Source organism: Mesobacterium pallidum (assembly GCF_019966535.1).
In the GTDB taxonomy this organism is placed as follows: domain Bacteria; phylum Pseudomonadota; class Alphaproteobacteria; order Rhodobacterales; family Rhodobacteraceae; genus Mesobacterium; species Mesobacterium pallidum.
The window spans coordinates 106699-118895 of the sequence record NZ_JAIMID010000018.1 but is presented as its reverse complement, the minus strand read 5'-3'; the positions used below and the strand labels follow the sequence as shown (position 1 = coordinate 118895).

12 protein-coding genes and 1 pseudogene are annotated in these 12197 nt (G+C 60.0%); 9 read left to right on the top strand and 4 right to left on the bottom strand.

Annotated features, from left to right (window positions below; genetic code table 11):
* Positions 1 to 1725 precede the first annotated feature (1725 nt).
* Positions 1726 to 2175, bottom strand: a pseudogene (locus MF270_RS28460) (relaxase/mobilization nuclease domain-containing protein); the annotation flags it as partial.
* Positions 2176 to 2263: 88 nt separating this feature from the next.
* Positions 2264 to 2851 carry a helix-turn-helix domain-containing protein gene (locus MF270_RS21830; protein ID WP_238367901.1) on the bottom strand — a complete coding sequence of 196 codons (588 nt, stop codon included), beginning with the start codon at positions 2849 to 2851 and terminating at the stop codon, positions 2264 to 2266.
* Positions 2852 to 3340: 489 nt separating this feature from the next.
* Between MF270_RS21830 and MF270_RS21825 the strand changes: the two genes are divergently transcribed.
* From MF270_RS21825 to MF270_RS21815, 3 genes are all read left to right on the top strand, one after another.
* Complete coding sequence (locus MF270_RS21825) at positions 3341 to 4060, top strand: ParA family protein (protein ID WP_238367900.1); 720 nt, start codon at positions 3341 to 3343, stop codon at positions 4058 to 4060.
* A 4-nt stretch (positions 4061 to 4064) separates the two neighbouring features.
* Positions 4065 to 4715, top strand: coding sequence for a hypothetical protein (locus MF270_RS21820; RefSeq protein WP_238367899.1), 651 nt, complete (start codon positions 4065 to 4067; stop codon positions 4713 to 4715).
* A 170-nt stretch (positions 4716 to 4885) separates the two neighbouring features.
* The gene (locus MF270_RS21815) at positions 4886 to 5056 is read left to right on the top strand and encodes a hypothetical protein (protein ID WP_238367898.1); all 171 of its coding nucleotides are present in this window, start codon (positions 4886 to 4888) and stop codon (positions 5054 to 5056) included.
* A 121-nt stretch (positions 5057 to 5177) separates the two neighbouring features.
* Here the strand turns inward: MF270_RS21815 and MF270_RS21810 are convergent, their stop codons facing one another.
* Entirely contained in the window at positions 5178 to 6188 is a 1011-nt protein-coding gene (locus MF270_RS21810; protein WP_238367897.1) for an IS30 family transposase, read from the bottom strand.
* A gap of 329 nt (positions 6189 to 6517) precedes the next feature.
* On the opposite strand from MF270_RS21810, the gene darT reads away from it, so the two are divergent.
* From darT to MF270_RS21780, 6 genes are all read left to right on the top strand, one after another.
* Entirely contained in the window at positions 6518 to 7147 is a 630-nt protein-coding gene (gene darT / locus MF270_RS21805) for a type II toxin-antitoxin system toxin DNA ADP-ribosyl transferase DarT (RefSeq protein ID WP_238367896.1), read from the top strand.
* Positions 7147 to 8226 carry a type II toxin-antitoxin system antitoxin DNA ADP-ribosyl glycohydrolase DarG gene (gene darG / locus MF270_RS21800; RefSeq protein ID WP_238367895.1) on the top strand — a complete coding sequence of 360 codons (1080 nt, stop codon included), beginning with the start codon at positions 7147 to 7149 and terminating at the stop codon, positions 8224 to 8226. The genes darT and darG overlap by 1 nt, the downstream gene beginning before the upstream one ends.
* A gap of 300 nt (positions 8227 to 8526) precedes the next feature.
* Positions 8527 to 9309 carry a DUF5131 family protein gene (locus tag MF270_RS21795; protein ID WP_238367894.1) on the top strand — a complete coding sequence of 261 codons (783 nt, stop codon included), beginning with the start codon at positions 8527 to 8529 and terminating at the stop codon, positions 9307 to 9309.
* A gap of 27 nt (positions 9310 to 9336) precedes the next feature.
* Positions 9337 to 10602 carry a three-Cys-motif partner protein TcmP gene (locus MF270_RS21790; RefSeq protein WP_238367893.1) on the top strand — a complete coding sequence of 422 codons (1266 nt, stop codon included), beginning with the start codon at positions 9337 to 9339 and terminating at the stop codon, positions 10600 to 10602.
* Positions 10599 to 11549 (top strand): restriction endonuclease, encoded by a 951-nt coding sequence (locus MF270_RS21785; RefSeq protein WP_238367892.1) that lies wholly within the window; start codon positions 10599 to 10601, stop codon positions 11547 to 11549. The genes MF270_RS21790 and MF270_RS21785 overlap by 4 nt, the downstream gene beginning before the upstream one ends.
* The gene (locus MF270_RS21780; RefSeq protein ID WP_238367891.1) at positions 11539 to 11712 is read left to right on the top strand and encodes a hypothetical protein; all 174 of its coding nucleotides are present in this window, start codon (positions 11539 to 11541) and stop codon (positions 11710 to 11712) included. Before MF270_RS21785 ends, MF270_RS21780 begins: the two co-directional genes overlap by 11 nt.
* Before the next feature lie 148 nt (positions 11713 to 11860).
* Here the strand turns inward: MF270_RS21780 and MF270_RS21775 are convergent, their stop codons facing one another.
* Complete coding sequence (locus MF270_RS21775; protein ID WP_238367890.1) at positions 11861 to 12133, bottom strand: WGR domain-containing protein; 273 nt, start codon at positions 12131 to 12133, stop codon at positions 11861 to 11863.
* Positions 12134 to 12197 lie beyond the last annotated feature (64 nt).

The window sequence follows — 12197 nt, the reverse complement described above, 5'->3', positions numbered from 1 at the left end:
GGCCAATGCATCGAGAACGCGCTCCATCGCCGGGCCGTGCGCAGTGACCTCGCTGCTCTGGAGGTAGGTCTTGGCAAGTTCCAGTTGGCGGAGCGGATCCTCAGTGAACTTGTCGAGGACTTCTGCGTTGCCGGTCCGCAGTGCGTCGATTGCGTCGGGGCTTAGCCGTTCGTTGACCTGCCGGACGATGTCATTTCGCTCTGCCTCGGATATCGGATCCCCGGCGTCGGCGTTCCGCACAAAGGCCATGACCGTTGGCGCGGTCTCTTCCAGATACCGGCGCTCGGCGTAGTCCTGTCGCGCCTGGTCCTCGATCTCGAAACTGCGCTCGCTGATATAGGCGCGCGACGCGCCGAGCGAACGAAAGTGGTTGATTTCGTCCTGGACGGCGTGCCCGAACTCATCATCCGGCATCTCCGTGCGACAGCGGGCGAGGGTGCGGAGCTCTTCGGTAATCGGACCGAGATGATCCGAAGGATCCCGCAAGGCGAGGTCCATGTCGCCAGCATGAAGCGTGCGGTCCTGTTCCGATACCGCGTATTGCGGCGGCTTTCGGCTGTCGGTCATCTGGTCCCAGGCCATCGACGCCAGTTCGGCATGCTGCGGGGATCTCTGCGCGTAGGCGTCGAACGCGGCGCGGGCCTCTTCCACCTCCACGGCGCCCGCCCGCCTTACAGACGGGTCGTCTGAGAATGGATGATCGAAATCCGTCCGGCGGAACTGCGCCACCAGCGATCTGAACTCCTGCCGCTCCGATGGGGCAAAAATGTCTGGCCCGTCGTTTGCGAGATCACGCTCTGGTGTCGTCAACCCCTCACCAAGCGCTGCCTCAGCGTCATCCATCTCGTCGACCTCGGTTGGCGCGCGCAGGACGCGTACATCGGTCAGGACATCGCCCAACCGAACATGAACGGCTTCCAGCCGGTCGAGTGCTTCTTCCCGGTCCACTGGTTTCTCCAGATCGAGTCCCCCTTCCTTGGCAATCGCCTGCAGGTCCTGCGCCAGCCACTGGCGTTCCAATGCGGCATTGCCTGCCCCTTCCCGCAAACGCGCGGCCACAGCCCCGGCGTCGATGCCCGTGCCTTGCAACGCCTCCGTCAGCTTTGGTGCCACCTCTCCATCGTCAAGGCGCGCGAGGTTATCTTCACTGGCGTTTGGCCTTGCATAGATTCCGTCCCGGGACGGAGCATCGACCAGGGCGGCGGAGCGATCCCCAAGCGGGTTCAAATGCGCGACCGAGGCCAGAACGTCGGTCAGCTTGCGCTCGATCACCGGCCTCTCGGCCGCCGGCGCCCTGTCGATCGCCGCCTCGATCTGGCGAATGTTCTGAGAAAACTCGGTGATCAGCGTGTCGAACGCTGCTTCGTCTTGGGACATGTAGATGGCTCCGTCAGATTGAATCTGACCGCCACTGGCAAGGATGGTGCTGGCCCTCTCGAGCGCCTCGGACACGTCTTCGAAATTCGAGCGTGACGCCTCCGCCGCAAGCCCGCGGTAGATCAAAGCGTTGCTTCGGACAGTTTCCAGCGCAGCCGCCAGGTCAGCGCCGGTTCTCTGGCGCTCGACAGGGCGACGGCCTTCGTCGCGGGCCTTGTAGATTTCATCGATCTCGGCACGGTAGGTCGTGACGCCGCGATCCAGACGACGCGTCGCCTCAAGGCGGATCCCGTGTCCTCTGGCCGCTTCGACCATCGCCTCGCGAAAGGCGTCGTAGTTGAAGTGATGATCCTTCCCGAGAAAGAACATTTCGCCATCCTTGCTGCGGCGGTTCAGAACGATATGCGCATGTGGATGCGCGCGATCTTGGTGTATTGCAGCAATATAGTCGAATTGCGACCCCTCACCTTGGAAGAACTTCTCGCAGACCGCCTGGGTGATATCGCGCACCTCTTCACCCCTGGTCCCCACCGGGAATGCCATCAGCAGATGCGAAGTATGGCCAAGCTTGGGGCTGTAGCGCTCGTTCCACTGGTTCTCGAACCGCCGCGCCACTCGGTTGATCTCCGCCTCCGAGAGCTGCTTCTTCCCGTCATGGGTGCCGCGGCTGTCGAGGATATGGGTCGACTTTGTCGTAAGATAGGTGAGCTGAGCCCTGAGCTGCGCACCGGTGTGGCAGCCCCCTTTCGAGATAGCCTTGAAGATCGCGGGCGAATAGCCGCGTGCGGCCCGAACCATCTGCGCGCCCTTTGAAAGCCCCTGCCAGGATCCCGAAACCCGGCTCCAGCCGCGGTCGAAGAGCGCCGGGTCGATGCCCCGGGCCCGATCACTCCGCGCCATTCGCATCCCTCGCGGCGAGGCCCGCCAGGGCAGAACCGATCTCAAGGTCCAGCAGGCTACGCCGCGCACGCGACATCTCCTGGACCTGGTCGGCCAGATCGAAGACCAGACCCGCAAGGGCGCGGACGTCACGGTGACTCGAGGCCGGGTAGGACAGTCTCTCGCCACGCACCTTGGCCTCGTTCAGACGTCGCGCGATCTGGTTCACGTTGTTGCCGACCCGGTTGAGTGCGGCGCCGAGGCTGCGCAACTCGTCGCACATCTCGTCGTCGGGCAGGAAGACACCTTCAGCCGCCAGCATCAGACGACGCATGGCATCCGAGCGGTGCGCGATCCCGCGTCGCGACAGCGCCGCGTCGAACCGGCGCAGGTCGGCTTCTGACACGCGCATTGTCAGAACGCGAGACCGGCTTCCGTTGGCCGACTTCACCGAACGGCCGTGGCTGAGGACGTTGTAAATCGTCTTCGGGCTCACCCCAAAGCGCACAGCGAGATCGCTCGCAGGAACGCCCTTCGCCCGCTCTCGGACGATCTTCGAGCGCTCCTCGTCGGTCAGGCGTCGGGCTTTGGGCATATGAAGTATACGTTCCTATTTCTTGCCAACTTCGTACAAGCCCGCCTACTCCCAACGCAAGTGGAGTCGGTCATAAGGGCTTGTACTCAATGTAGAAAATCGCCCTGCAGGGGCGATTTGACGTCCTCTGTGGAGTGCATCCCGCGTGCTGCATTCTGCAGCCCGCGAGATGCGCTTCGCGTCCCGTCTTCCGCGTTCCGCGGCCCGTATCCCGTCCTCTGCGTGCCGTCTTCTGCGGGATGCGGTCTGGCGTCTGGCGCCCGTCGCACGTCGAGTGCGCCGCGCCACACGCCGACCGCGCGACGCTGCCTGCTTCACGCAACACGTTCCGCGTCGGCTGTTGCGTGCGATCTGCATCCCGGCGAGTGCGACGCGCCGGCTGTCTCCCGTCTCGCGCAACCCGCGCAATGCTTGACGTCCACAAACGGTCAGGATACCGACGTGGCAATCGTTTTGCGACGTTTCACCATTTTTGCTGGAGATACCCAGATGCCCAACGACAACCTCGTGGTAATCGCCGCGATGGCCCGGAAAGGGGGGAGTGGCAAGACCACGCTCTCCCGCGCCCTGATCAGCGCGGCCGTCGCAGCCGGGCGCCGGGTGATGCTCATCGATACCGACAGCACCGGCGTGCTGTCGTCCTGGCACGCGCGCGCCGAAGGGGCAGGGTATAGCTCGCCTCTGCTACGCTCGTCGGTCGCCGGGAGCGTGGGCGACGTCGACCGGATGATCGAGCAGATCTACGTGGACGGCTCGGCGGATTTCATCTTCATCGACACCGCCGGGGTAGGGGCCGAATGGTCAGACGAGATCGCGGTGCTCGCCGATCACATCGTCACCCCGGTCATGCTCTCGATCTCGGATTTCGACGTGGGTGGACAGACAGTGGATTGGTTCCGGCAGCTCGCCGCGCGCGTCGACGACGCTTCCGCGCTGCCCCGGCATCATGTTGTCCTGAACATGGTCGACCCGAAGACCACCAAGGCGGATGCGGCGCTGATCGAGAGTGCCATCGGGATGTTCCCTCTCATCGAGACCGTGATGCTGCGCCGGAACGCCTACAAGGAAATGGACGAGAAGGGGCTCTTGTATGCCATCGCGCTGCAGAAGCAGACCGATCCGAACCCGCTGATGCGTCCCCATGTCCGCCACATGGTCGAGGCGCTGGAGGAAGCGACCGACATCCTCAACAACGTCCTCGCGGCCTGACGCGATGCGAAAGAAGATCCCGACCATCACGCGACCGGACCTCGACTATGCCGCGGGTCTGAAGATCGCTGCGCCCATCGAACCGCAACCTCGCGAGGAAGCCCGGCTGGACCTTGAAGTAATCGAACAGGCACCTGCGGGCGAGGGTTCAAAGCTTACTACGCCCGAACGGACACCAGCGCCCCATGCCGAAACAGTTTCCGCAACCGCGGAGCCTTCGCCAGTTGCTCCGCAGCCTCAATCCGCGCGGACCCGGAAGGTGGATGTGCGGGTGACAGCTCTGGAGCGCCAGTCAGCCGCCCTGAACGCCTGCGGCATCAATCCGGCCCATGTCGTCCGGGCCGCGCTGAGGCGCGCGACAAAGCACTGGCAACTGGAACCGGAGTTTGTTCCGTCGGCACACCACCGGACTGCGAAACCGTCTTCTTGGCGGATGCGCACGACCGTGGCCGTGGATGAGGAGGCCCTGACCGCGATCATGGCCACCGAGGACCCGCTCGACGTCTGCAGCAAGTGGTCACTGGTCCGCGGTCAACTCGAGCCGCTGGTCTGGCAGGAGATCGACAGAATCCTTACTGAACTGGCTGATGCTGCGGCACAGAGCGAAGATTCGCCTCCCGGGGACGCCGCGACCGAGACTTTGGTCGAGGATTAGACCCTGAATTCGCGCGATTTTTTGCCGTTCTGTGGCGAGAATCTTCGCGATGCGCCTATCAACCGCAAATTGCATGTTGCAGGTGCAGCATAACGCTCCTAAGACCCCGACAAGAATGTGACAGCGCTACAGATCAATCGCTTTGCATAACGAGTTCAGAGGAGAGCAGAATGTCCCAAGCCCCGCGTTTGACCGGCACACCCATCATGCGGATCCTCTCCAAGACCTCCGGCGAACTGGTCGGTTACCTCTACGAATGGGACAACGGCGACCTCCAGCCCGCCTGGTTCGATGGCGAGGTGCAGAGCGTGCTGTACGAACCGATCGAGGCGGCGGCGTAGGCTCGCCCAGCTGAGCGACGACACACAGGTTGAATCCTCGGGAGAAGCCGGAGAAGGGTCGCTTTCTCATTTGATTTCAGCGTGTGGACTCACGGTGAAGCGCAAAGACTGACGTGGCTGTTTACTTCATGCGGTTCTGGATATCCATGAGCTTGGCATCGAAGACCTCCGCTGGCGTCTGGTAGCCGAGGCACTTGCGCGGCGTGGAATTGAGGCGATGGCAAATCGACCTCAAATATCGATTTGTCAGCCCCGTCGGTTCGGTTGAACGAGGAAGATACTTCCGCAATCTGTTGTTTGTGTTTTCCACGGTGCCCTTTTGGTACGGCGCTTGCGGATCACAGAACCACGCATCCGCGCCGATCCCGGCCTTGAGATGCTTCCAGGCTGAGAACTCGGTGCCGCGGTCGAAGGTGATCGATTGACGCGCGTCTGCAGGCAGGGGGGCCAGGCCCTGGATCAGCGCCTCCATGATCGGTTTGGATTGGCGATCTTCATTCCGCATGACGACGGCATACCGGCTCACGCGTTCAACCAGCGACGTTACATTCACCTTTCCATGCTCCTTGCGGAACATCATCAGATCGCACTCCCAATGGCCGAATTCGGCACGCTCAGAGATGCTCTCAGGCCTGTGTGACAGGCTCTGCGCGTCGAAGATGTGGGTGCGGTTGTGCCTGCGGTGGCCGCGCGGTCTGCGACGACGGCGATGTTCGGGAAGGTGCCGATAGAACTGTTCGTCGCGGCCATCCTTGGAATAGGCGAACCGATAGATGGTCTCGTGGCTTACGCGGATCGGGTGGCGTTCAAGCCGCATCCGGCCTGCAATCTGTTCGGGCGACCAGCCAGCCTTCAATCGATCCTCGATTGCTTCCTTCAGTTCAGGATGAACGACCATCTTGCGATGAATGGCGCGGCGCTTCTCGTACTTCGCCTGTGCCGTCATGCAGTAGTAACCGTTCAGCTCCGGCAGTTCCTTATCGTCGTAGCGATTCCGCTTCAGCTCGCGATAGATCGTTGACGGGGCGCGACCCAGCCGATCCGCAATCTCTGGAACCGGCATTTTGGCTTCTCGCCACTTGTCGATCTTACGACGTTCTTCCAAACTCAGGTGAGGGTAGCAGCGTCCCATTCATAAGTCTCCATGCAACGTTCTGTTTTGATACAGAATTTGCACTTCGGATGTGATTCCACCGCGCCTTTATAAAAAAACTGATAATCCGTTTTATGTAATACACGCAAGAAGCCGACCTTCTCTGCTGGTGCGAGAAGGTTCAGCGCCTAGGCGGGAGTGGACATCCGGCTCTGGCCACCGCCATTGGTTGGGGTTCGTGCGAAGGCCGAATGGCAAGTGTTTTGCGAAGCAGTCAATCGGCTAGGTGCTCGACAGCGCCGGCCACTATACAGCATCTTGAGGGCAGTTGGCCCAAAATATATCCATATCGAGACATGGCAAACAACTTGACCGCCGAAAAAGCACTGATCTTCAGGATCACGCACATCAACAATGTGACGTGGATCCTCAGACATGGGCTTCATTGCAAGAATTCCGGTGTGCAGGACCCGAATTTCATGCGAATTGGGAACCTTGAACTGATTCAGCGTCGGACGGCACGGAATGTTCCGGTGCCCCCGGGTGGAACGCTATCAGACTACATACCGTTCTATTTCACGCCATTTTCGATGATGATGTACAACATCAAGACTGGTTACGGAGGAATTCGTCAGTTCCCGAACGCGGAGATCGTGATCATGGCGTCGTCACTTCGTGGGCTCGCGGATCGAGGCATAGCGACCGTGTTCTCGGATCGTCATGCATACCTCCAGACGGCGCAGTTCTTCACCTCGCTCGACGACCTCGACAAGATCGACTGGGGCATCCTGCAGCGTAGGGACTTCAAACGCGATGTTGATGATCCTGAAAAGACAGACCGCTACCAGGCCGAGGCGCTGGTGCACAGGCACTTGCCAGTTGAGCACCTTGCAGGCATAGTTTGTCTGAGTGAGAACGAAAAAGGAACACTCGAACGGCAACGGGAGGAGGTTGGGCTCGATCTCAAGATCGTGGCGCGACCGGGCTGGTATTTCTGATGGTAACTTACACGCAGGGCAATCTTCTTGAAGCCGACGTTGACGCGGTGGTGAACACCGTGAACACGGTCGGAATCATGGGCAAAGGAATTGCCCTGATGTTCAAGGAGCAATTCCCAAGAAACTTCGAAGCCTATGCGCGCGCCTGCGATGCGGGCGAAGTGCGTATTGGGAAAATGTTCGTTACCGAGAACAAGGAACTCTTCGGGCCGCGCTGGATCATCAATTTCCCGACTAAGACCCATTGGCGAGTCAAAACCAAGATCGAATGGGTCGAGGATGGATTGAAGGATCTTGTCCGAGTAATTCGAGAGAAGAGAATTCATTCAATTGCAATTCCGCCACTCGGCTGCGGGAATGGCGGCCTCGACTGGAGCGATGTGCGTCCACTTATCGAGGCGTCATTGGCGGATCTAGATGGGGTCAACGCCATCGTCTACGAGCCGACTTCCAAGTATCAGAATGTCGCCAAGCGCACCGGTGTCGAGAAACTGACCCCGGCACGCGCACTGGTAGCTGAGATGGTGCGTCGGTACTCTCTCCTTGGGATTGAGTGCTCGATTCTGGAGGTCCAGAAGCTAGGTTGGTTCCTCGAGCGCGGCGTGATGCGGTTCGGGGGGGCCGATGCGCTCAAGTTCAGGTTCCAAGCCAACAAGTACGGACCTTATTCGCATAACCTGACGAAGCTGCTCGATAGTCTCGACGGCAGTTATCTCCGGTGCGACAAACGCCTCGCGGATGCCGATCCCATGGATCTCATTTGGTTCAACGACGCCAAATACGATCGGGTGCAAGCCTATCTGAACTCCGGTGAAGGCAAGCAGTTCTCAAGCGTACTGGAATGGGCTTCGGCCACCATCGATGGCTTCGAGTCGCCTCTCGGCATGGAACTTCTGGCAACTGTCGACTGGATGATGCAGCACGACGATATCGAACCGACTGTTGAGGAAGTGATGGAAGGTCTCAAGGGTTGGGCTGGTGGGGAAGCCGCTGGACAGCGCAAATTGAAGATCTTCGATCGCCGGTTGGTCGCCATCGCATTGGACCAACTTCAGACATCGAATAGGCTGCCTGCCTGATACTCTCTGACTTCGCGGGCGGAAAGCGGCCTGAGGGCGATGCGGCATGGCTCTCGCAGTGGGCTAGGGAAGCAGCCGTTCGCGCGGGTTACAGCGAGATGTCCGCCCGAACAACCGCATGGGTGGAAAGCGCAAATGAGGTCGTTCTGGGGTGGTTCACTGGGCAACCGCCTTAAGGCAGTCGAGCCTCACACGGTGGAGGCCATACGAGGTCTCGATCTAGTAATTCCCACTTTGTTCCGGTTAGAGTAAGGCTTGGCACGCGAACTGAGCGGCAGGGAATATCGGGGCTAAACACTCATGTCTGAAACACAGATAGAATGGACCGACGCCACTTGGAATCCGGTGGCCGGCTGCTCGATCGTCAGCGCCGGCTGCACACATTGCTATGCTATGGAGATGGCGCGGCGGCTCGAAGCAATGGGCGTGGCGAAATATGCCGGCCTCACCCGGCGCGGCGGCGGGCGCACCATCTGGAACGGCGTCGTCCGCGAAGACGAAGAGGCGCTTGCGATCCCGCACCGCTGGCGGAAAGCCCGCAAGATTTTCGTAAACTCGATGAGCGACCTGTTCCATGAGCGAGTCAGCGATGGCTTCATTCTCAAGGTCTGGCAGGTGATGCGCGAAACGCCGCGCCACCACTACCAAATCCTCACCAAACGACCTGAACGGATGGCAGTGTTCGTCTCGACGCTGGTCGAGGATGTCCTACCCAATGTTTGGCTTGGCACCAGTATCGAGAATGCCGAGGTTGTAAAACGTATCGACCACCTGCGCGCAGTGCCGGCGGCGATCCGGTTCCTATCATTCGAACCACTGATCGGGCCGGTCGGCGGTGTCGACTTGTCCGGCATCCATTGGGCTATTGTCGGCGGCGAGAGCGGTCGGTCGGCGCGGCCGATTCGCGAGGAATGGATCGATGAAATCCACGCCCAATGCGAGGAACACGAGACCGCCTTCTTTTTCAAGCAGTGGGGCACTTGGGGCAAAGACAACAAACGTCGCTCAAAAAGGGCCAACGGCCGTGAGTATCGGGGCAAGACGTGGGACGAGATGCCCGCAGCCTTCTCCACCGGCGCATAACCGCAGGCCGGCGATAAGGAGGGACGGATGGTCGAGAAAACATATGAATGGGCCAATGGTGCGGTCTTGGAGGAGCACTCGCGCCGCAAACACAAGATCCTTCGCGAATACTTCTTCCGATATCTCACCGTGCGCTGCCAGCTTCCGCAGCAGGAGCGTTTCCGTCTCGCGGTGATCGACGGATTTGCCGGCGGCGGCAGCTACCAGTGCGGAACCGCTGGCTCGCCCCTCATCTTCATCGAAGAGCTTAAGCGCGCGATCGAGGCGGTAAACGCCCACCGCGCAGCGCAGGGCCTAGGCCTGATCGAGATCGAGTGCCTGCTCGTCCTCAACGATCATAGCCGTGATGCGATTGAGGTATTGAAGGGGAACATCGCACCACTGCTGGGCGACATTACCGAAAATGGCCGCCGCTTGCACCTTCGTATCGAGTATATGACCGATACGTTCGAGGCTGGCTATCCGCGGATGAAACAGCTTCTGGAACAGGGGCGCTATCGCAATGTTCTGTTCAACCTCGACCAGTGCGGCCACCGCCATGTCGAGCATGCGACGCTGCTCGACATAATGCGCGCGCACCCGTCAGTGGAAATCTTCTATACTTTCGCGATCGAAGCTTTGCTGTCGTTCTTACAGAAGTCCAAACCCATTCAGCTCGCGGCCCAGCTCCGACCCTTCGGCATCGAACCCGCCGAGCTTGACGTTTTCAACGGGGCGATGAGCAAACATAGCTGGCTCGGCGCCGCCGAGCGATTGGTGTTCGAGACATTCCGAACCTGCGCTCCCTTCGTCAGCCCCTTTTCAATCAACAATCCAGGCGGTTGGCGCTACTGGATGATCCACTTCGCCAACATCTATCGCGCGCGTCAGGTCTACAACAATGTCCTCCATCAGAACAGCACGGCACAAGCGCATTTCGGCCGCTCAGGCCTCAACATGCTATCCTACGATCCAAGTCATGATGGAGGAGCGCTCTATCTGTTCGACCTATCGGGCCGCGAAACTGCGCGAACACAGCTTCTCGCCGACATCCCCCGGCTGATCTCCGAGTCGGGTGATGCCATCGGCGTCGGCGACTTCTACGAGGGCATCTATAATGCCACGCCTGCACACACCGACGACGTTCACCGCGCAATCATCGAAAACCCAGACATCGCGGTCATCACCCCGGGCGGCGGCGAGCGCCGCAGCGCGAATGCCATCGGCGTTGGCGACGTCCTGAAGCTCAAGCGGCAAAGGAGCTTCTTCCCGATGTTCCTTGAGGCAAGTTCCAAAGGGAGCGAGGCGAAGTGACCGCCCAGCGTCGTAACGATGCCCAGTGGCGCGAGTTCGAGAAACTCATCGCCCGGATTGAAGCCGACGCCGGGCCGCAAGGAATTGTCGTCAAGTCGCCTGATCGTATCCGGTGCAAACTCACGGGTCGCCTCCGAGAAGTGGACGCGACGATTCGCACTAAGGCCGGCACGGCGGAAATGCTGATTACGATAGAGTGCCGACGCCGAACCAAGGTGCAGGACGTGACTTGGCTCGAGCAACTGGCCACCAAGCGCTCGTCTATCGGCGCGGATCATACGATCGCGGTGAGTCATTCCGGCTTTTCGCCGGAGGCCGAGACGGTAGCGCAGCACCTCGGGATCACGTTGCGGCGCATCGCAGACGTGCAAGCCGAGGACCTAAATCCTCTTCTTGGCCTGGACGTGGTCATCTTTTGGCACAAAGGCTGCGTTTGTACAGGTGTCGGCATTCGGACCTATCGCCCGAACGAGGAGGACGTCCGGCCCGAGCCAGACGAAATTGACTATGTCCTGCCTAGCGACACCGACCTTTCGGCCCCGATTTTCCACGGCGAGGCCGGGTCGAGTTGGTCGATCAACTCTATCTGGCGCGAAGTTCAGAACTCGCTCGATCCCTATGCTGAAATCGAGAAGGCCGCACCGCCGATCACCCGAACGGCACGTATTCGATATCCAGGCACCGTGACCATCGACACACTGAATGGCCCTGCGCGCCTAGGATTCGTCTTCCTCAGCACAGCAAGGTGGATCGAGCCCGAGTTCGTAACCATCGAAGAGGCGCGCAAGCTTCGTTACAATGGGGATGGGGATGTCGGGATACAGCGTGTCGAGTTCTCATCAGCGCGTACCAAGGACTGGCGCATCTCCATACAAGCGCCCGCCGACACCATGAGCGTCGATGACCTTCGCACCGGTGGAAACTGGCCAAACTCTGATGACGGCTGAGCTGATCGCCTCCCGCCCGATCATACCCTTTCGCAGAGCGGCGCAGGCGGACAGCTTGATTTCATTTGTTCATGGGCTTAGGAGCCAGACGCGCCAGCATGGCTTCGATATCCCATCGGTCCTTTCCCGTCACCTTGGCGATCGCGATAAGGCACTGCCTTGAGAAAACGCCTGGCATTCGATCGTCGCACTTTGTCCCGCTGCACTACCATTCGCCGACCGCTCGATTTCGCGGCCGCAGCGAAAGTCCGGTCTGGCGGACCGCACCGCAGTAACTTTCTAGGCCAATGAACGGCGACTGCGGGCCGTTCTCAACGTTCGGTCGGCAACTTATACCCTCGCCGCTTCTTCGTCGCCGACAGCTTCAACAGAGCATTGACCGCCCTGCCCTCGTCATCGTGTTGCTCGATCAGCATCTGTCCTCGAAACCCGATACGGCCCCATTCCCGCACAAGGCATGCGCCGCCAAACAGGTCCGGCTGAACGCTCATTCGATAGAAGCGGCGCATGTTGAGAGACGGGTCGATCCGCTTGAGATCGACCGTCGTCGGGAACACTTCCATTTGCCGCGATATGTCGAACATGTTGTTGGCGCCTCTCTACAAACCACAATATCAAGCGCTCTTCGACGTTTCCACAATGTTCTGT